This is a genomic window from Alkalicoccus luteus (assembly GCF_012034335.1).
Classification (GTDB): domain Bacteria; phylum Bacillota; class Bacilli; order Bacillales; family Salisediminibacteriaceae; genus Alkalicoccus; species Alkalicoccus luteus_A.
The window spans coordinates 168,507-188,620 of sequence record NZ_JAATHJ010000003.1 but is presented as its reverse complement, the minus strand read 5'-3'; the positions used below and the strand labels follow the sequence as shown (position 1 = coordinate 188,620).

Genomic DNA, 20,114 nt, shown 5'->3' with positions numbered 1-20,114 from the left:
AGGTGAATGTGATGTCAACATTGGACATGTCCAAGTTTGAAAAGAAAATCATTATTCGTACGATTCGATACGAAGATATAGATGAAATTGTGGAACTCGGCAAATTGTGTTTTCCTAATATGGATCCATGGAAGCGACAGCAGCTGATCAGTCATCTGGAAATATTCCCTGAAGGGCAGTTTTGCGTCGAACTGGACGGGGAAATTATCGGTTCATGTTCCAGTCTTATTATTAATTTTGATGAATATGACGACCAGCATACGTGGGACGAGATTACGGATGAAGGATACATCACGAACCATGACTCAGAAGGATATAACCTTTACGGGATCGAGGTAGCTGTTCATCCGGATTACCGTCGCATGAAAATTGGGCGCCGGCTTTATGAAGCCAGAAAAGAGCTGGCCAGAGAGATGAATCTGAAGTCCATTATCATCGGTGGCAGGATTCCAAACTACAGGCGCTATTCCGATGAAATGTCTCCGCGTCAGTATGTAGAAGAAGTAATGAACCATAACGTGTTTGATCCTGTTCTCACGTTTCAGGTCATGAACGGATTTACGCTGAAGCGGGTGAATCGCAACTATCTGGAAGACGATGCTGCATCAATGAAGTACGCTACGCTGATGGAGTGGAACAACGTCGACTACCGTCCTACGACGAAACGGCATTTTAAAACGGCTTTTCCGGTACGTATCTGTGCGATTCAGTACATGATGAAGAAGATCGACTCATTTGATGAATTCGCTCAGCAGTGTGAATATTATGCGGATGTAGGGGCGAGCTACCAGTCTGATTTTGTTGTGTTCCCGGAAATTTTCACGACGCAGCTGCTATCTTTTATCGAGGAAAAAAGCCCGAGCCGCGCAATCCGCAGGCTCACAGACTTCACGGAAGACTATATTAATCTGTTTACAGACCTCGCGATTAAATATAACGTCAATATCATCGGTGGTTCCCATTTCGTCGAGGAAGAAGGCGGCATCTATAACATCGCCTACTTATTCCGGCGTGATGGAACGATTGAAAAGCAGTATAAAATTCATATCACTCCGAACGAACGGCGATTCTGGGGGATTCAGGGCGGAGACAGCGTCGAAGTATTCGATACCGATTGTGGTAAGATTGCTATTCAGATTTGCTACGACATTGAATTTCCTGAGCTGGGCAGAATCGCGACTGAAAAAGGAGCAAACATTATCTTCACTCCGTTCTGTACAGACGACAGGCAGGGCTACCTAAGAGTACGCTACTGCTCTCAGGCACGTGCTGTAGAAAATCAGGTGTACACGATGATCACGGGCACGGTCGGGAATTTAACGCACGTCGAGAACATGGACATTCAGTATGCACAGTCCGGCATTTTTACACCGTCGGATTTTGCTTTCCCACGCGATGGAATCGTAGGAGAATGCCATCCGAACATCGAAACCGTTGTCGTTGGGGATGTCGATCTGGAGTTGTTACGACGATCCAGAAAATCCGGCAACGTCACTCAGTGGAAAGACCGCCGGCAGGATTTATACCGGGTAGAGCAGCATTTAAAAAATGAAACGACCTGACAGGGGATTGAAAAACACTCTTACAAAGCAGTATTTCAATTGATGACGGGGGCTTCTGATGATACCGTCAGAAGCCTTTCTCGTCTGTCTGAAAAGGAACCTAAAGGAGATGAATGACATGAAACAGGCAGTTGCAACAATTGAGGGTAAAGACGTTTTTGCATATACAATCGGCCATCCGGATGGACTTCAGATAACGGCGTTAAACTATGGAGGCGTAATTACAGGTGTATGTCTGAACGGAAGCAGTAATCTGGTGCTTAGTTATCAGGATCCATTTACATACAGTACGAACCCGGATTACATCGGCGCACTGATTGGCAGAACGGCAGGCAGAATTCCCGGCGCATCTGTTTCAACAGAAAACGGCGTTGCTGACCTGGACAAAAACGACGGTAATCACAATCTGCACGGAGGCTTTAACGGCTTTTCATCTCAGTTTTTTGATGTAGAAGAGGGGGAAAATGAGCTTACAATGACGACTGTCAGTCCGGACGGAGAGGGCGGGTATCCCGGTAATCTGAAAACGAAGGTGATCTACCGCATTAAAGGAGACGCCCTTCATATTTCGTATGAGGCATCAGCGGATAAAGCCACACCCGTGAACATGACGCATCACGCTTATTTTAATTTTGGAAGCGCTGATATTCTGAAACATGTGCTGACGATTCCGTCAGACAGATTCTGGAAAATTGACGAAGATAGTCTGCCTGTCGAAAAGACGCCGGCAGAAGGGCCTTTTCAGTTTCAGGAGGGCCGGGCGATCGGTGAGGCTCTGATGATGGATCATGAACAGCTGACTATTGCAGGAGGAATAGATCATCCGTTTGAGCTTAATCTGGAAGGACCAATTCTGCTCGAAGACCCTGAAACAGGCGTGCAAATGAGCATAGAAACAACAGCGCCTGCTGTTGTGATCTATACCGGTAACAAGCTGTCTGAAAAACCTGGGGAAGAAAATCGGTTTATGAAGCACGGAGCGGTATGCATTGAGACGCAGCACGTTCCGGGTAAAGCGGAAGGCCTCATCGTTCAACCTGGTGAGATTTATCAGGAAAAAACAGTGTTTCATTTTAAAAAAACTGGCACTGATGACTGAAAAAAGATAAAATGAGCGGAACAGAGGGGGTAATTAGATGTTTAATGGTGCACAGGTGCTTCCGGCAATTCGGGATTTAAAAGATGTGGACCGGGCCCTCCACGCGGACAGTGACTATATCGTCCTGCTTAACACACACATAGGCCAGCTTAAAAGCCTGGTACGGATGATCAAAAAAGAAGGGAAAAAAGTGCTGCTTCATGCCGATCTTGTTCAGGGGCTGAAAAATGATGAATTTGCAGCACAGTTTCTCTCGCAGGATATTCGTCCGGACGGGTTAATATCTACCCGGAAAAATGTTTTGATTACAGCTAAAAAAGCAGGATTGATTACCGTTCAACGACTGTTTTTGCTTGATTCACTTGCTTTGGAGTCCAGCTATCAAATGATGAAAACGATTCAGCCGGACTGCGTAGAAATTCTTCCCGGCTTGATTCCGCAATTTATTGAAGAGGTTCACCAGGAAACGGGAATACCGATCATTGCCGGCGGCCTTATTCGCAGCCGCAGTGAAGTAGAAGCTGCACTAGCAGCAGGGGCAGTAGCAGTCACAACTTCAAATCGCAAGCTCTGGAAAATTACAGAAAATTAAAAATGCGTTGACAACGCTTTCATGGCATGGTTTAATGAAATCAAGTTAATAGTTTATTCATGGAGACTTAGGAGACCAATGAATATTTGCTCAGTAATGCATGCAAACTGAGTCAAATTTTTGTTGGTCTCTTTTTGTTTCCAAATCTTACAAAATGAGGAGGAGTAAATCATGACACCGTTTTGGGGAGAACTTTTAGGCACAATGATTCTGATTATCTTTGGTGCCGGAGTCGTAGCGGGGGTAGTGCTCCGTGAAACGAAATCAAATGCAGGCGGGTGGATCGTTATCACGGCAGGGTGGGGTCTTGGTGTTGCATTAGCCATTTATGCAGTCGGTGATATCAGCGGGGCACACATTAATCCGGCGGTAACGGTAGGCCTGGCCACAATTGGAGAATTTCCATGGGCGCAGGTGCCAGGGTATATCATTGCCCAGCTGATAGGTGCCTTCATCGGTGCGTCTCTCGTTTTCCTGCAGTATGTCGCGCACTTCAACAAAACAGACGAGCAGGGACTCAAGCTGGCTGTGTTTTCAACGAGCCCGGCTATTCGGCACACGCCGTCCAACTTTTTCAGTGAAGCATTTGGAACATTCATTCTCGTGCTGGGTATTCTGTTCATTGGTGCAAACGCCTTCACGGAAGGGCTTAATCCACTTATTGTCGGCTTCCTGATCGTGGCAATCGGTCTGTCGCTCGGCGGAACAACCGGTTATGCGATTAACCCGGCCCGTGACCTCGGTCCTCGTATTGCACACGCTCTGCTCCCAATTAAAGGGAAAGGTTCTTCTGAGTGGTGGTATTCCTGGGTTCCGGTAGCAGGACCAATCATCGGCGGCGGACTCGGAGCATTGTTTTACGCAGCTGTTTTTGAAGGTGTGATTCACCCACTTCTCTGGGTATTCGTTGCATTATTCGCAGCTGTCACAGTGCTGACGTTCATGCTGGAAAAGCGTCATGTAAAGATGCACACAGAAAAGCAGGTTTTCCACAACCCGCCTCAGGGTAAAAAGGCATAGCACCCATATAAAAACATAAGGGGGAAATATATCCATGACAAAAAACTACGTACTCGCACTCGACCAGGGCACGACAAGCTCCAGAGCCATTCTGTTCAACAAGGCAGGAGAAATCGTCGATGTCGCTCAGAAAGAATTCAAGCAGTATTTTCCTAAGCCGGGCTGGGTGGAACATAATGCAAATGAAATATGGTCCTCCATCCTGAGTGTTATGGCAGAAGTGCTTAATAATCAGAACGTTCCTGCAAGTGATATTGCTGCTATCGGTATTACGAATCAGCGTGAAACAACCGTTGTATGGGATAAAAACACGGGCCGCCCAATCTATCATGCACTCGTCTGGCAGTCCCGGCAGACTGATGAAATTTGTCAGGAGCTGCGTGAGGCAGGACATGCAGATAAATTCCGCGATAAAACCGGGCTGTTGATCGATGCTTATTTCTCAGGTACTAAAGTGAAATGGCTCCTCGATAACGTAGACGGAGCGAGGGAAAAAGCAGAAAACGGAGATCTTCTTTTCGGAACGATTGACACGTGGCTGATCTGGAAACTTTCAGGCGGGAAAGCACACGTAACAGACTACTCCAATGCTTCCAGAACACTGATGTACAATATTTATGACCTCGAGTGGGATAAAGAACTGCTGGATATTCTCGGCGTACCGGAATCAATGCTTCCGGAGGTCCGTCCGTCATCCGAAGTCTACGCTGACACGGTTGACTATCACTTCTTCGGTGAAGAAGTGCCGATCGCAGGTGCGGCAGGAGATCAGCAGGCAGCCCTCTTCGGTCAGACATGCTTTGAGACCGGGATGGCGAAGAACACGTACGGAACAGGCTGCTTTATGCTGATGAACACAGGCGAGAAGCCGGTAAAGTCAGAGCATGGACTGCTTACAACCCTCGCATGGGGCTTGGATGGAAAAGTAACGTACGCTCTCGAAGGAAGCATCTTCGTAGCAGGTTCTGCCATTCAATGGCTGAGAGACGGTTTACGAATGTTCAAAGATGCTAAAGAGACGGAAGCATACGCTGAGCGTGTGGAGTCGACTGATGGTGTGTACGTCGTTCCTGCTTTTGTCGGACTGGGAACACCTTACTGGGACAGCGAAGTGCGCGGTGCGATCTTTGGTATTACGAGAGGAACGGAAAAAGAACATTTCATCCGTGCAACGCTCGAATCACTTACCTATCAGACACGCGATGTGCTGGATGCAATGAATGCTGACTCTGGTATTGATCTTAAAAAGCTGCGAGTAGACGGCGGTGCTGTCGCGAATAACTTCCTCATGCAGTTCCAGTCAGATATACTTGGAACAGAAGTAGAGCGACCGGTTATTCAGGAAACGACTGCACTCGGGGCGGCTTATCTAGCAGGAATCGCAGTAGGTTTCTGGAAAAACAAAGAAGAAGTCGTCAAGCAGTGGTCCGTTGAGCGAAGCTTTAAGCCGAACATGTCGGAAGAAGAGCGCAAAGACCTTTACGACGGCTGGAAGACAGCTGTCCATGCGACGATGGCCTTTAAGCGCAAATAATTTTACAAATTGTAAATTTGTGCTATAATGGTCTTAAATTAATATAAAGGTCTGGAGATACGGAGAGACCACAGCAAAGAAGCAGAATAGAAGCGCTTCCATTGTTGTGGTCTCTTTTTGTTTCTTTTCCTTTCATTCAATGGAAAGGGTGTTTTTGTATGGCTAAACCATTCTCAGCACTGCAGCGCGAAACGTATCTGCAGAACATGAGCAGGAAAGAAATGGATGTCTTAGTGATTGGAGGAGGAATAACCGGCGCTGGGATCGCACTGGATGCTGTATCAAGAGGGTTTAAAACAGGCTTGGTCGAAATGCAGGATTTTGCAGCAGGCACATCGAGCCGCTCTACGAAACTCGTGCACGGCGGACTCCGTTATCTGAAGCAGCTTGAATTCAAAATTGTAAAAGAAACCGGGCAGGAGCGGGCGATTGTGTATGAGAATGCTCCGCACGTGACAAAACCTGAGTGGATGCTGCTTCCGATCGTCAAGGGAGGCACCTATGGCAAGCTGGCGACTTCTGTCGGACTGAAAACGTATGACACGCTTGCCGGAGTGCGCAGGCATGAGCGCCGGCAAATGCTGAATAAAGAAAAAACGCTGGCAAAAGAACCGCTGCTGCGTGAAGAGCATTTAAAAGGCGGCGGTTACTACGTGGAATATAAGACGGACGATGCCCGGTTAACGTTGGAAACGATTAAAGAAGCGGTTCACCGCGGAGCAAATGCCGTAAACTACACGAAGGCGGAAAACCTTCTTTATGAAAATGGAAAAGTCGTTGGAGCGAGAGTCACTGACCTCCGCACAGGAGAGCACCATGATATCCGGGCCAAGCATGTAGTAAATGCTGCAGGACCGTGGGTTGATGATATGCGGGAAAAAGACAAGTCGAAGCAGGGGAAGTATCTGTATCTGACAAAGGGCGTTCATATCGTCGTCGATCAGTCCCGCTTCCCGCTTAAGCAGGCTGTTTATTTCGATACAGATGATAAGCGGATGGTATTTGCGATACCGAGAGCCGGGAAAACGTATATCGGAACAACGGATACACATTATATCGGAGACATCGCAACGCCGCGGATGACCGATGCCGACCTGGACTACCTGATCCGGGCTGCAAATTACACGTTCCCGGATGTTAATATCACCCGTGAGGACGTAGAATCAAGCTGGACAGGCCTGCGGCCGCTTATCCATGAAGAAGGAAAGAGTGCCTCTGAAATTTCGCGAAAAGACGAAACGTTTATTTCTGAATCAGGGCTGATTTCTATTGCAGGTGGAAAGCTTACGGGCTATCGGAAAATGGCCGAGCGGATTGTGGATTATGTCGCCAAGCAGGAAGGCTCGCGCAAAAAGTGTACAACAGATAAAATGAAGCTCTCCGGGGGTGATGTCGGCGGATCTGATAAACTGGAAAGCTTTATTCAACAGGCAGTGGAAGAAGGCGTTAAGCTCGGCTTAAGTGTTGCCGAGGCAGAACGACTGTCTAATCTATACGGCTCCAACGTCATGAGAGTATTTGAAATTCTTGAGCTTCAGGGGGAAGAGGCGAAGATCTACGGACTGCCTGCCGGTGTATTTGCTTCACTTGTTTACGGAATTGAAGAAGAGATGGTCTATTCGCCTATAGACTTCTTTAATCGCCGGACAGCGGCGCTTTTCTTTGATATTGATTTTGTACAGCGATACAAAGACAATGTCCTGAAGTATATGGCTGTCCGCTTTAACTGGACGGAAGAGGAGCTGGACTATCACATTTCCGTTTTGGAAGAAGAAATTTACTATGCGCGCAATCCAGTGCCGGCTATAGAGAAAAATTAACAAGATTCTCTTTACTAGTGCCTAGAAGATGCGTATAACTAAAGGTATATACCAGCTCTGGAGGGTGATCATGCATGAATTGGAGAGATCAATATTCAAGGTGGAGTACGAAAACAGATTTGGATCCGGCATTAGCGGCTGAGCTTCGGTCACATGAAAGCAATCAGACAATTCTGGAAGACAGTTTTTATAAAACGCTTGAATTTGGAACCGGCGGTATGCGGGGAGAAATCGGGCCAGGCACGAACCGGATGAACATTTATACAGTCCGTAAAGCTGTGCAGGGCCTCGCTGACTTTATCGCTGCCGAAGGAGAAGAGGCGAAGCGAAAAGGCGTCGTGATCGCTTATGATAACCGGAGGATGTCTAAAGAGTTTGCCCTCGAAGCTGCTTGTACGTTAGGAGCAAACGGCATTAAAACGTACGTATTCCGTGAATTGCGACCTACTCCGCAGCTCTCCTACGCTGTTCGTTATTTGAATACGCATTCGGGAGCGATGATTACAGCAAGTCATAACCCTCCCGAATATAATGGCTTTAAAGTATATGGTGATGATGGAGCACAGCTCATCCCGGATGACGCTGATCGATTGATCGCGATGGTAAACGCAGTTGAGAATGAGCTGGAGGTAGAAACGAAGCCCGCCGCCCAGCTTGAGCAGGAAGGACTGTTGGAATGGGTGCTTGAAGAGCTTGACGAAGCTTATGCTAAAGAACTGCAGGCCGTTATCATGGATCGCGAGCTTATTCGAACCTGGGAAAAGGATCTGAAAATCGTCTTTACTCCGCTGCACGGTACGGCAACTGTTCCGATGAAAAGAGGGCTCAAGGACGCCGGATTTACCAACGTGTATACCGTACAGGAACAGGCTGTACCTGATACGGAATTTTCAACCGTGCGTTCTCCGAATCCAGAGGAAGCCGACGCGTTTGAGCTGGCAATGAATCTGGGGGAACAGGTTGATGCTGACCTTTTAATTGCGACAGATCCTGATGCGGACCGCATTGGTCTCGTCGCGAAAAACACAGACGGTGAATACACAGTACTGAGCGGGAATCAGACTGGAGCGCTCCTGCTTCATTACCTGCTTATGAAGAAAAAAGAAGCGGGGACGCTTCCGGACAACGGAGTTATGATTAAAACAATTGTAACGTCGGAGCTTGGGAGAGTGATCGCGGAAGCTTACGATGTAGCTGCACTGGATGTGTTAACAGGATTTAAGTTTATCGGCGAAAAGATCCGTGAGTACGATGAAACCGGAGAGCATACATTTCTATTCGGTTATGAAGAAAGCTACGGCTGCCTGATTGAACCGTTTGCCCGTGATAAAGATGCAATTCAGCCGGGCCTTGCTGCAGCTGAGATGGCCGCCTACTACAAGTCTAAAGGCATGACGCTTTATGATGGCCTGCAGGACATTTATAAGACGTATGGCTATTTTTATGAAGATCTGGCTTCTTTCACCTTTAAAGGAAAAGAAGGAGCTGAAAAAATTCAGCGGATTATGAATGTGTTCCGGGATGACGTTCTCCAAGGAAACCTTCCGGAAGAAACAGATTTTGTTGAGGACTACCAGCGAGGAACAAGAGTGTATATGGATGAACAAACGGATGAAGTCATAGATCTCCCGTCTTCCAATGTACTGAAAATATTCCATAAAGATGGTTCCTGGTATTGCTTGCGGCCATCCGGTACAGAGCCAAAGATTAAATGTTATTTCGGAGTCAGAGGCGGCTCAGCTGCAGAAGCTGATGAAAAGCTTCGCTCATTAAAGAAGCAAGTACTGGAAAGACTTGAGTAAATTTAACTATTCGCTGCCTATTCGTTTACAAAGAGGACACCGGGTCTTATACCGGTGTCCTCTTTGCAGTGAACCTCATAAGCACAATAAATGAAGAGGTACTTTTAGGGAAAATGGCACAAAATGATTTGATCTCTACAACTCTGTCAGTCGCTGTCCAGGAAAAATGTTATAGAGAATAGTGCAGCACATATCTCTTTTGTCCTGGAATTTGTAAATTTGTTCAGAACGATTGATGAGCCTGCGTGACCCGCTAGAATATGGTAGAATAGCAGTCAGCTGGAATTCATAAACAACGATAATGGTTGAAAAAGGTGAAGAAATTATGGGACAGAGACGCTTTCCCACACAAGATGAATTGGAGCAGAAACGTGAGGAAATGATTCGGGCTGCAATGCAGTACGGGTTTTCTTCTGTAGAAGCTGTGAAACGGAGCCAGGAACTGGATCGTATGCTGAACAACAAATGCAGCCGAATGAGTGACTGCCTTTCGCTCGGACGCCGGCGATTTTCAGTCCAGTGAAGCAGGTTCTTTCTTTAAAAAAGCATGTTTCCGAAAATGGAAACATGCTTTTTTAATTGGTTAAATGACAAAATGAGCTGAGAACTCAGGGAAATGGCAGGCGAAGCATTATTCATTTCCAGCTTCATGCTCCATAAGATGATGAATCCCAACCGTTTCTTCAACCGGGAGAACGAAGGCGATGCCGCGTCCAGGTTCGTTGATGTGTACATCTTCATCTATCGCATTCAAGACTTGTTTTGTCTTATCCCTTTTTATAAGGGTCAAAACGACATCCTTTTCCGGTTCAATCTGCAGTGAGAAAAGCTTCGCTTTTTCATGAATTCCGCTTCCTCTGCCGCTCATAACCGTTCCTCCTTCTGCTCCGCCGCGATTAGAGGCATCAATAACTTTCCCAGCTTCCCCTTTATTGACAATCGTAATGATCAGATTAAACCCTCTATGCTTTATGTTGTCTGTCATATCGTCCAGCTCCTTTTCTTCATCCTCATAACCAAGATGAGCAATGCCTAGCGTTCGCCTGACGTCAAGCAGAAATCCGACCCCATGTCCCGGCTCATTCAGCTTCGCATTGGTGGTAATTGCATGTACGACGTCTGCGAGAATATCCTCCGGGATAAGTGTAAGCACAATTTCTTTTTCATGCAGTGCGTCGAGTCCAAAAAAGTGTCTTTTTTCATGAATGCCGACTCCTTCACCGAGCAGAGTAGTGCCGCCTTCAGCTCCGGCTGATTTTGCTGCTTTTGTTACACGTGACGCTTTTCCGCGCTTTACGATTGTGACGAGTAGTTTATGATCTTTGCGCATCGTATTCATGAGCTGCTATTCTCCTTCCATTTAAACAGCAGTCCGAGGATAAGCACTGCCAAAATAGGTGTTAAGGCGACAAGCGCAATCATTCCAAAGCCGTCCATCAGCGGATCACGGCCTTCTGTGACGCTTGCAACTCCAACTGCAATCGCCATAATAAATGTCACAGTCATCGGGCCGGTTGCCACACCGCCAGCATCAAAAGCGATCGAAATAAAGCGGTCGCTGGATATGAAGACGAGTGCAAAAGCAAGCAGATACCCTGGAAGAATCAAATACCAGAGCGGAAAACCGATAACAATACGAAACATAGCGAGAGCGATTGAGACACCGACCCCGATTGATAGCGTAATGAGCATTACATTTTTTGAAATCGAGCCTGCTGTTACTTTTTCCACTTCATAGTTTAAAATACGGATAGCCGGTTCTGCAAATGTTGCTACAAGACCAAATAAAAAGCCTAAAGCAGGTAGTAAGAACAGTGTATTCTCCCGCTCGCCTAAAATTTCTCCGATAGCTTCACCCGCTGGGAAAAATCCAACTTCCACTCCTTGAAGAAAAAGGACAAGTTCGACAAATGTTAACACAAGCCCGACTAATATATCCCGAATTCGTTTTTTATCAAGCTTCAAAAAGAAGAACTGAAAAACAATAAAAAAGATGAGCAGTGGAATGACGGCAAAAGCGACTTCATAAATAACGTGGCCAATGTCCTCAAATAAAATACCGATCATCCGTAAATCACCCCCAAAATCATCACGGCTAAAATAGGCCCGATGGAGGCGAGAGCAACAAGACCAAAGCCTTCACTCGATGAGGATTTTCCGCGAAGAACGGATGCAACTCCAACACCTAGCGCCAGAATAAACGGCACAGTCATTGGTCCGGTTGTAACTCCGCCGGCATCAAAAGAAATCGGCAGGAAAGAAGGGGGAGTAAAAAGAGCTAAAATACCAACTGCTGTATAGCCGCCTACGAGTAGATATTTTAACGGAATGTTAAATACGGTTCTCGCCATGGCCATCATAACGAAAAATCCGATCCCTAATGCTACGGAATAAACGAGCGTTAAATTGGCAATCTCTCCTCCTGAAACATCGTCAACCTGTGAGGAAAGAACTCTCACATCCGGTTCTGCAATGGTTACCACGACACCGAGAACAAATCCGGTAAGGAGAATCAGCCAGATCTTATTCGTTTTTGGCAGGGCCGACCCGATCATTTCACCAATAGGCAGCAGTCCGATATGTACGCCCACTAGAAAAAGAAACAAGCCAAGCCCGACCATGACGACTCCGGCAATGAATCTGAAAAACAATTCGGGAGGAAGCCCGATTATCGTAAATTGCAAAATAATAATAACGGCAGCGAGAGGAAGGATGGCCATGATTACTTCTTTAAATTGTTCATAAACGTCCTGCACATTAGTTACTTCTCTCCTTGAATTTTTTGTTGTAAAATCCTCTATAATTTTCTATTCCCTTCAATTGGATACCAAAACGAGAATAGCAGTGCTAGCTAAATTGTCAGATAATCGACGGAAAAACTCAGGCTGATTTGTAGAAATATTCAGATAAATATCGTACAATGAATGGTAAGCAGAGGAGGGATACAGGTGGCAATTATGTATATTTGCCGGGAATGTAAGGGAAAGGGGCAAACGAAGCAGAAGCTCTGGCTGGTGACGAGAATTGTGACGTGCAAAGATTGCAGCGGTGTCGGAAAGAAAAAGTATACGATTCAACGTGCTCAGCCTGTATCCAAATAGATGCGGGTTGTTTTTTTGTTTTCAAAATCAATAAAAAAGGGGAAGTACAAGCAAAAAACAAGCCCCGCACAGCGGAGCTTGTAGCAAAAAGGATCTTACTTCGAACCAGCCTGGAAGAGGCTTGTGACGCCTATTCCATAACTTCCCAGCCTGTTGCAAGCGTGACGTCAGGGTGTTTGTCCTGAAACCAGCGCAGAGCAAAGTCGTTCTCAAACAGAAGAACCGGACGTTTCTGCTGATCCTCGACGAGCATTTTACGGCTGTCTGTCATGTTGTCACCAATTTCTCCTTTAACGACCCAGCGGGCCAGTTCATGTGTCATGTGATGAAATTCGATGTCGACGTTGTATTCGTTTTTCATACGGTATTCAAACACCTGGAACTGCAGTTCTCCGACAGCTCCGATAATATAGTCTTCGAAGTAAGGCGTTTTATAGAGCTGAATTGTACCTTCCTGTACGAGCTGTTCCATGCCTTTATGATACTGCTTGTGCTTAAGTGCATTTTTGGCAGTTACTTTTGCGAATTTTTCAGGCGGAAACTGCGGCATTTCTTCATACTGAAGGGACTGCCCGGTGCAAAGCGTGTCACCAACCTGGAAATTACCGGAGTCATAAAGGCCGACAATGTCACCCGGCATCGCTTTGTCAACGGTCTCCCGGTCTGAAGCAAAAAAGGAGTGAGACTGATTCAGCTTCATTTTTTTGTTGGAGCGTGACAGTTTAACTTCCATTCCGCGTTCAAACGAGCCGGAGCATACGCGTAAAAAAGCAATACGATCGCGGTGGTTCGGATTCATGTTAGCCTGGATTTTAAAGATAAATCCGGAAAATTGTTCTGAATCAGGCTGAATAAACTCTCCCTCAGCTTTACGCGGCTGTGGGTCTGCAGCAAGCTCCACAAAGTGATCCAGAAACGACTGAACGCCAAAGTTGGCAAGGGCTGAGCCGAAAAAGACAGGCGTCATTTCACCGCGTTTGACCTTTTCAGCAGAAAAAGCGTTGCCAGCCTCCTGGAGCAGCATCGTTTCCTCCTCCAGCGTCTCTTTTTCATAGTCCTCGAGCATGTCAGCCTCTGAAAGCGGTAAAATTCGCCGCTCGTTTTCATCAAATACTTCGACGTTGTCAGCGGATAAACTGTAAATACCCTTCAGGCGTTTTCCGGTACCAATTGGCCAATTCATCGGATACGTCTCCATATCCAGCGTTTCTTCGATTTCTTCAAGCAGATCGAGGGGCTCTTTTCCTTCGCGGTCGAGCTTATTGATAAACGTTAAAATCGGGATGCCTCTCATACGGCATACCTTAAAAAGCTTCAGTGTCTGAGCTTCAATTCCTTTCACGCTGTCAATTACCATTACAGCGGTGTCTACTGCAGTAAGTGTTCTGTACGTATCCTCACTGAAGTCCTGGTGACCTGGTGTATCAAGAATATTTATTTGTGTCCCTTCATAATCGAGCTGCATGACGCTGGAGGTAACGGAGATTCCACGCTGTTTTTCGATCTCCATCCAGTCAGAAGTAGCGTATTTTCCGGTTTTCTTTCCTTTTACAGTACCAGCGCTGCGTATGCCGCCGCCCAAAAGCAGAACTTTTTCGGTCAGCGTCGTTTTACCAGCATCCGGGTGAGAAATAATTGCAAACGTTTTTCGTGAAGCTGTCATGGTTTTGTTCCCTTCTTTCTACGAGCGTAAATCCAACACTTCATTATAACGCAGATACGTAAGTTATGCATCTTAAAATCAGTAACATGTGCATGAAAAAGAGGTGCTCCGCTAATGCGGAACACCTCTTCAGCAGCTTTTATACACGATTCAGCCTCGTGATGCTTCATAGGTTGATATTTTATCCTCAAGCGTAAGGGTTACGGAAATTTCATCCCAGCCGTTCAACAGCATTTCCCGCATATAAGGAGTAATGGTGAACGAAGCTTCAAACCCTTCTGAGTCTGTCACTTTCTGGTTTTCCAAATCAGCGGTCAGGCTGTACCCGGGAGTTTCAGCCTTCTGAATCAGTTGCTGGACTTCAGCTTCTGTCAGCTGGATGGGTAAAATGCCATTTTTAGAGCAGTTGCTGTAGAAAATATCAGCAAAGCTTGGAGCTATGATGACAATGAATCCGTAGTCCTGAAGCGCCCAGGGAGCATGTTCTCTGGAAGAGCCGCACCCGAAGTTTTCTCCTGCTACGAGGATGGTAGCATCTTTAAACCGGTCCTGGTTTAAGGAAAAGTCCATGCGAGGCTGATCATCGTCATCGAAGCGCCAGTTGTAGAAAAGAAACTGGCCAAATCCCTGCCGTTCAATCCGTTTTAAAAACTGTTTTGGAATAATCTGATCGGTGTCGATATTGGAGCGGTTAAGCGGGTAAACGACACCCTCATGCTTTCTTATTGGTTCCATCGTGACACTCCTTTAACGTCCCGTTATACCGGGCTAGTAAAATAGCTGCGTACATCAACAAATCTGCCTTCAATTGCAGCAGCAGCAGCCATTTCCGGTGCTACCAGATGTGTTCGTGCGCCATTGCCCTGACGCCCTTCAAAGTTGCGATTGGAGGTGGAGGCGCATCGCTCACCAGACGGGACGACATCATCGTTCATGGCAAGGCACATGCTGCAGCCTGCTTCCCGCCACTCGAAGCCGGCTTCGATAAACACTTTGTCAATGCCTTCTGCTTCAGCAGCCTGCTTCACAGTCTGTGAGCCAGGTACAACCAGTGCCCGGACGTCCGGATGAACTTTACGTCCTTGAATCACTTCAGAGGCACGTCGCAGGTCGCTGAGGCGGGAGTTCGTGCAGGAGCCGATAAACACGTGCTGGATCGGTACAGAAGATATAGGCTGGCCTGCCTCCAGACCCATATAGGTTAAGGCACGTTCAATTTCTTCGCGATCAGCTGGGCTTTCCGCTGCTTCAGGGTGTGGCACAGATCCGCTGACCGGAAGACACATACCAGGGTTAATTCCCCATGTTACCTGAGGCTCTACTTCATCTGCGTTAATTTCAACGACTGCATCGTAGGAAGCACCTTCGTCAGTGGCCAGCGCTTTCCATTCAGCTGCAGCCTCTTCAAATGCATCTCCTTCTGGTACATTACGTCTGCCGCGCAGGTAGTCTACTGTCGTATCGTCAGGACTGATCAGGCCTGCTCGGGCACCAGCTTCAATGGACATGTTGCAGATTGTCATCCGTTCTTCCATAGAAAGTGCGCGAACGGCTTCACCGGTATATTCGATAACATGGCCGGTTCCGAACCGGACTCCAAACTTGCCGATAATAGCGAGAATTAAGTCCTTTGCGGTAACGGAAGGGGAGAGCCTGCCGTTTACTTTGACATTCATCGTCTTTGGTTTTGCCTGCCAGATGGACTGAGTCGCAAGAACATGTTCCACTTCACTCGTTCCTATCCCGAAAGCAAGTGCTCCAAATGCACCGTGAGTGGACGTGTGGCTGTCGCCGCAGACGATCGTTTTCCCTGGCTGCGTCAGGCCAAGCTCCGGACCAATCACGTGCACAATACCTTGATCCGGATGATTGATGTCAGCAAGTTCCACACCAAATTCCTGGCAGTTATCATATAACGTTTCCATCTGTTTTCTGGATACAGGGTCGCTGATAAAGTGTCTCGCGATTGTCGGAACGTTATGATCCATCGTCGCAAATGTTTTGTCTGGCCGGCGGACACGTCTGTTTTTCATTCGCAGCCCTTCAAAGGCCTGCGGTGAAGTTACTTCATGCACCAGATGAAGATCAATATACAGAAGATCGGGCTTGTCGGTCTCCTGATGAATCACATGTTTCTCCCATATTTTCTCTACAATCGTTTTTGGCTGCATTTTCTCTTCACCTTCCTGAATATAATTAAATGTAGCAGCTCATGATGCTGCTCGTTGTCGTATTAGCTTTCAACAGATCGATCACCGTTTCGGTCATCCGCTCTGTGTTCACTTGCTGGCCGCCGGGCAGATCCAGATCAGCGGTATGGTAGCCTTGCTCCAGTGCTTCTGAGACTGCTGACTCGATTCGCTGAGCTTCTTCATTCATGCCAAATGAGTGCTTCAGCATCATGGCAGCGGACAAAATAGCAGCGAGTGGATTTGCTTTGCCTTCTCCGGCGATATCCGGCGCGGATCCGTGTACCGGTTCATAAAGACCGAATCCGCTGTCGTTCAAACTGGCGGAAGGAAGCATGCCCAACGATCCTGTCAGAACTGAAGCTTCATCAGAAAGGATGTCTCCAAACATGTTTTCCGTTACGATCACGTCAAACTGGGAAGGGCTCGTGATCAGCTTCATAGCAGCAGCATCTACAAGCATATGCTCAACAGTTACTTCCGGATAGTCTTTGCTGACTTCTTCGACAATTTCACGCCACAGTTTACTGGATTCCAATACGTTAGCTTTATCAACGGATGTCACATGCTTGCGTCGGACAGAGGCAGCTTCGAACGCCCGCTTAACAATTCGTTCGATCTCATGCCTGCTGTAAGCAAGCGTATCGACGACGGAGTTGCCGCCATCCCTGCGTTCGCTGGGTGTGCCGAAGTACAGGCCGCCCGTCAGCTCTCTGACGATCAGCAGATCGCTGTTCTCGACAACTTCCCGTTTAAGAGGAGAAGCGTGCAGTAAATTGGAAAAGCCTTGAACAGGTCTCAGGTTTGCAAAAAGGTTCAATTCCTTTCGAATTCCCAGCAGGCCTTTCTCCGGCCGCAGATGGGAGGGGTTCTGATCCCATTTAGGTCCGCCTACTGCTCCGAGAAGGACGGCATCTGCATTCTTGCAGGCAGCTACCGTTTCATCCGGAAGCGGGGAACCGTAACGGTCAATGGCTGTACCTCCGATAGCTTGCTCTTCAAACGTGAACGTGTGGTCAAATTCTTCGGCTGCTGCTTCCAGCACTTTCTTCGCTGCCTCACTGACTTCTGTACCGATCCCGTCACCAGGCAGTACAACGATATGCTTTTTCATCATGAATTCCTCCTTATTTAGTAAGCAGGCAGCGGGGAAGAGGGGGCTCAGTGAGCACCGGCCCCTTGAGCCTTTGCTGCCGGCTGGTGATAAAATCCGCGGTTAACGGCATTTAAAAATGCTTTCACTGCCGCTTCCAGAACATCCTGGGAAGAGCCGCGTCCGCTGTATTCGGTACCGTTGACGGTTACTTTTACATTTGACTGTGCGAGTGCATCCCGGCCGCTCCCGACAGAGCTTAACTGGAAATCCGTGATGTGAACATCTTCTTCAATCATCTGATCAAGCGTGTTGAACAGCGCTTCCACTGCCCCCTGTCCGTCTGCTTTGTGTTCAATATCCGAACCATCCGGCTTAGCAAGCTTTACAGTAGCGGTAGGGATACCGTCATCGCTGTAGGATACCTGGAAGTGATTCAATTCGTATTTCTTCACATCGATCGTCTTCGTCTGAACGTCTGTGAGAATGGTAAATAAATCATCATCCGTCACTTCTTTCTTTGTGTCGGTAAGCTTTTTAAACTCCGTAAAAGCCTCGAGCACCTTCTCATCGGATAAATCATAGCCAAGCTGCTTTAGTTTATCTTTAAACGCATGCTTGCCGGAATGCTTTCCCATTACGAGAGAATTGGATGTCACTCCTACCATTTCCGGCGTAATAATTTCATACGTCTGTGCGTGTTTCAGCACACCGTCCTGATGAATACCGGATTCATGGGCAAAGGCATTCTGACCGACGACCGCTTTATTGCGGGGAACGTGCATGCCGGTAAGCTTACTGACGAGATCACTCGTACGCTTAATTTCTTTAAGCGTCAGCCCGGTTTCAGCCGGGTAGAAGTCCTGTCTGATTTTCAGGGCGACTGCAAGCTCTTCCAAAGCTGCGTTTCCAGCTCGTTCTCCGATGCCGTTAATCGTGCCTTCAACTTGGCCCGCGCCGTTTTCAACAGCGGCAATGGAGTTAGCAAGCGCCATGCCGAGGTCATCATGACAGTGCGCAGACAGAATCGCCTTATCGATATTAGGCACGTTCTCACGCATGTAGCGGAACATGCTGCCGTACTCAGCCGGCGTCGTGTAGCCGACTGTATCCGGAAGGTTAATGACGGTAGCACCGGCATCGATGACTTTCTCAATGATTTCAGCAAGGAAAGACAAATCCGACCGGGAAGCATCCTCAGCCGACCATTCGACTTTAGGAAAACGTTCTCTCGCGTAGGAAACCATCTCAACTGCTTTCTCAATTACTTCCTCCGGTGTTTTTTTTAACTTGTACGTCATGTGAATAGGGGAGGTTGCAATAAAAACGTGCAGCCTTGGATCCGCTCCGTCCTTCAATGCTTCCCAGGCTGTATCGATATCCGATTTTACAGCTCGTGCCAGACCGGTAACCGAAACATTACGGATCGTATTGGCGATTTCCCGGACGCTTTCGAAATCACCCTGTGAAGAAGCGGGGAAGCCGGCCTCCATCACATCGACCCCGAGACGCTCGAGCTGTTTGGCAATCTCCAGTTTTTCCAGCCTGTTAAGGTTGACTCCGGGAGACTGTTCGCCGTCCCGGAGCGTTGTATCAAATATATTAACGCGTGCCATTCTGCACCACATCCTTTTTCTTTTGCCCTTGTTTTACAAACGGCATGAGTTCGCGCAGCTTTCGGCCTACCTCCTCGATCTCATGCTTGTTTTCGCGGGCATTGATGGCATTGAACTGAGGGCGGTTTGCCTGATTCTCAAGAATCCAGCCGTGAGCGAATGTGCCGTTCTGAATGTCGGAGAGAATGTCTTTCATCCGTGCTTTTGTATCTGCATCAACTACTCGTGGTCCGGATACGAAGTCGCCCCACTGAGCTGTGTCGGAGATAGAGTAGCGCATGCCTTCCAATCCGCCTTCATAAAGCAGATCCACGATCAGTTTCATTTCATGAAGACATTCGAAATAGGCAACTTCCGGCTGATAGCCAGCTTCTGTGAGCGTTTCGAATCCGGCCTTGATCAAGCTGGTTACACCGCCGCAGAGAACAGCCTGCTCACCGAAGAGATCGGTCTCTGTCTCCTCCTGGAAGGACGTTTCGAGAATTCCGGCGCGACCACCGCCTACCCCTTTCGCATAAGCGAGAGCAAGGCTTTCTGCCTGTCCGGAAGCGTCCTGATAGATACCGAAGAGAGCTGGAACGCCGGCCCCTTCTTCAAACGTTCGTCTTACAAGGTGACCCGGACCTTTTGGTGCTACCAGAAATACGTCTACGTCAGAAGGAGGAACGATCTGGCTGAAGTGAATGTTAAAGCCGTGAGCAAAAACGAGCGCATTTCCTGCTTCCAGATTTGGCTCAATGTGCTCTTTGTAAATCGTAGGCTGATGCTCGTCCGGAAGGGCTACCATCACCACATCGGCTTCTTTGACAGCTTCAGCAACTGACTTTACGTCAACTCCGTCTTCTTCCGCTTTGTCCCATGACTTTCCTGGGCGAAGCCCGACAACAACGTCAAATCCGCTTTCTTTCAGGTTAAGTGTATGAGCATGCCCCTGAGAGCCATACCCGATTACAGCGATTTTCTTTTCTTTTAGAACAGCCTCATCAATATTGTGGTTATAAAGTACTTTTGTCATGTTTCTTC

General features: G+C 47.5%; 18 protein-coding genes. 9 read left to right on the top strand and 9 right to left on the bottom strand.

The window, feature by feature from the left end:
• Positions 1-11: 11 nt before the first annotated feature.
• The 8 genes from HCN83_RS03600 (at position 12) to HCN83_RS03565 (ending at position 9,952) form a co-directional block, all read left to right on the top strand.
• Positions 12-1,562, top strand: a complete 1,551-nt coding sequence (locus tag HCN83_RS03600) for a GNAT family N-acetyltransferase (protein ID WP_168004952.1) — start codon at positions 12-14, stop codon at positions 1,560-1,562.
• 109 nt (positions 1,563-1,671) lie between these two features.
• Positions 1,672-2,661 (top strand): aldose epimerase family protein, encoded by a 990-nt coding sequence (locus tag HCN83_RS03595; protein ID WP_168004951.1) that lies wholly within the window; start codon positions 1,672-1,674, stop codon positions 2,659-2,661.
• Between the two features lie 37 nt (positions 2,662-2,698).
• Positions 2,699-3,253: a glycerol-3-phosphate responsive antiterminator gene (locus HCN83_RS03590; RefSeq protein ID WP_168004950.1), complete on the top strand. Its 555-nt coding sequence runs from the start codon at positions 2,699-2,701 to the stop codon at positions 3,251-3,253.
• A 171-nt stretch (positions 3,254-3,424) separates the two neighbouring features.
• Positions 3,425-4,273: an MIP/aquaporin family protein gene (locus HCN83_RS03585; RefSeq protein ID WP_168004949.1), complete on the top strand. Its 849-nt coding sequence runs from the start codon at positions 3,425-3,427 to the stop codon at positions 4,271-4,273.
• Positions 4,274-4,307: 34 nt separating this feature from the next.
• The gene (gene glpK, locus HCN83_RS03580) at positions 4,308-5,807 is read left to right on the top strand and encodes a glycerol kinase GlpK (RefSeq protein ID WP_168004948.1); all 1,500 of its coding nucleotides are present in this window, start codon (positions 4,308-4,310) and stop codon (positions 5,805-5,807) included.
• A 158-nt stretch (positions 5,808-5,965) separates the two neighbouring features.
• Positions 5,966-7,627, top strand: coding sequence for a glycerol-3-phosphate dehydrogenase/oxidase (locus HCN83_RS03575; protein WP_168004947.1), 1,662 nt, complete (start codon positions 5,966-5,968; stop codon positions 7,625-7,627).
• 74 nt (positions 7,628-7,701) lie between these two features.
• Positions 7,702-9,429, top strand: coding sequence for a phospho-sugar mutase (locus HCN83_RS03570; protein WP_168004946.1), 1,728 nt, complete (start codon positions 7,702-7,704; stop codon positions 9,427-9,429).
• Between the two features lie 301 nt (positions 9,430-9,730).
• Positions 9,731-9,952, top strand: a complete 222-nt coding sequence (locus HCN83_RS03565) for an aspartyl-phosphate phosphatase Spo0E family protein (protein WP_246238079.1) — start codon at positions 9,731-9,733, stop codon at positions 9,950-9,952.
• Between the two features lie 108 nt (positions 9,953-10,060).
• Here the strand turns inward: HCN83_RS03565 and HCN83_RS03560 are convergent, their stop codons facing one another.
• From HCN83_RS03560 to HCN83_RS03550, 3 genes are read right to left on the bottom strand one after another with little or no spacing between them, the layout of a single operon-like run.
• Positions 10,061-10,768 (bottom strand): P-II family nitrogen regulator, encoded by a 708-nt coding sequence (locus HCN83_RS03560; RefSeq protein ID WP_168004945.1) that lies wholly within the window; start codon positions 10,766-10,768, stop codon positions 10,061-10,063.
• A complete protein-coding gene (locus HCN83_RS03555; protein ID WP_168004944.1) occupies positions 10,765-11,496 on the bottom strand; it encodes a DUF1538 domain-containing protein in 732 nt (243 codons plus the stop codon). Before HCN83_RS03555 ends, HCN83_RS03560 begins: the two co-directional genes overlap by 4 nt.
• Positions 11,493-12,185: a DUF1538 family protein gene (locus tag HCN83_RS03550; RefSeq protein WP_168004943.1), complete on the bottom strand. Its 693-nt coding sequence runs from the start codon at positions 12,183-12,185 to the stop codon at positions 11,493-11,495. The genes HCN83_RS03555 and HCN83_RS03550 overlap by 4 nt, the downstream gene beginning before the upstream one ends.
• 192 nt (positions 12,186-12,377) lie before the next feature.
• On the opposite strand from HCN83_RS03550, the gene HCN83_RS03545 reads away from it, so the two are divergent.
• Entirely contained in the window at positions 12,378-12,530 is a 153-nt protein-coding gene (locus tag HCN83_RS03545; protein WP_168004942.1) for a hypothetical protein, read from the top strand.
• Between the two features lie 130 nt (positions 12,531-12,660).
• On the opposite strand, the gene HCN83_RS03540 is transcribed toward HCN83_RS03545, so the two are convergent.
• The 6 genes from HCN83_RS03540 to ilvC form a co-directional block, all read right to left on the bottom strand.
• Positions 12,661-14,193, bottom strand: coding sequence for a peptide chain release factor 3 (locus HCN83_RS03540; RefSeq protein WP_168004941.1), 1,533 nt, complete (start codon positions 14,191-14,193; stop codon positions 12,661-12,663).
• A 150-nt stretch (positions 14,194-14,343) separates the two neighbouring features.
• The gene (leuD, locus tag HCN83_RS03535; RefSeq protein WP_168004940.1) at positions 14,344-14,928 is read right to left on the bottom strand and encodes a 3-isopropylmalate dehydratase small subunit; all 585 of its coding nucleotides are present in this window, start codon (positions 14,926-14,928) and stop codon (positions 14,344-14,346) included.
• A gap of 23 nt (positions 14,929-14,951) precedes the next feature.
• Positions 14,952-16,364 (bottom strand): 3-isopropylmalate dehydratase large subunit, encoded by a 1,413-nt coding sequence (leuC, locus tag HCN83_RS03530; RefSeq protein ID WP_168004939.1) that lies wholly within the window; start codon positions 16,362-16,364, stop codon positions 14,952-14,954.
• Between the two features lie 25 nt (positions 16,365-16,389).
• Positions 16,390-17,496 carry a 3-isopropylmalate dehydrogenase gene (gene leuB / locus HCN83_RS03525; RefSeq protein ID WP_168004938.1) on the bottom strand — a complete coding sequence of 369 codons (1,107 nt, stop codon included), beginning with the start codon at positions 17,494-17,496 and terminating at the stop codon, positions 16,390-16,392.
• A 47-nt stretch (positions 17,497-17,543) separates the two neighbouring features.
• Positions 17,544-19,091 carry a 2-isopropylmalate synthase gene (locus tag HCN83_RS03520; RefSeq protein ID WP_168004937.1) on the bottom strand — a complete coding sequence of 516 codons (1,548 nt, stop codon included), beginning with the start codon at positions 19,089-19,091 and terminating at the stop codon, positions 17,544-17,546.
• Positions 19,078-20,106, bottom strand: coding sequence for a ketol-acid reductoisomerase (gene ilvC, locus HCN83_RS03515; RefSeq protein ID WP_168004936.1), 1,029 nt, complete (start codon positions 20,104-20,106; stop codon positions 19,078-19,080). The genes HCN83_RS03520 and ilvC overlap by 14 nt, the downstream gene beginning before the upstream one ends.
• Between the last annotated feature and the right edge of the window lie 8 nt (positions 20,107-20,114).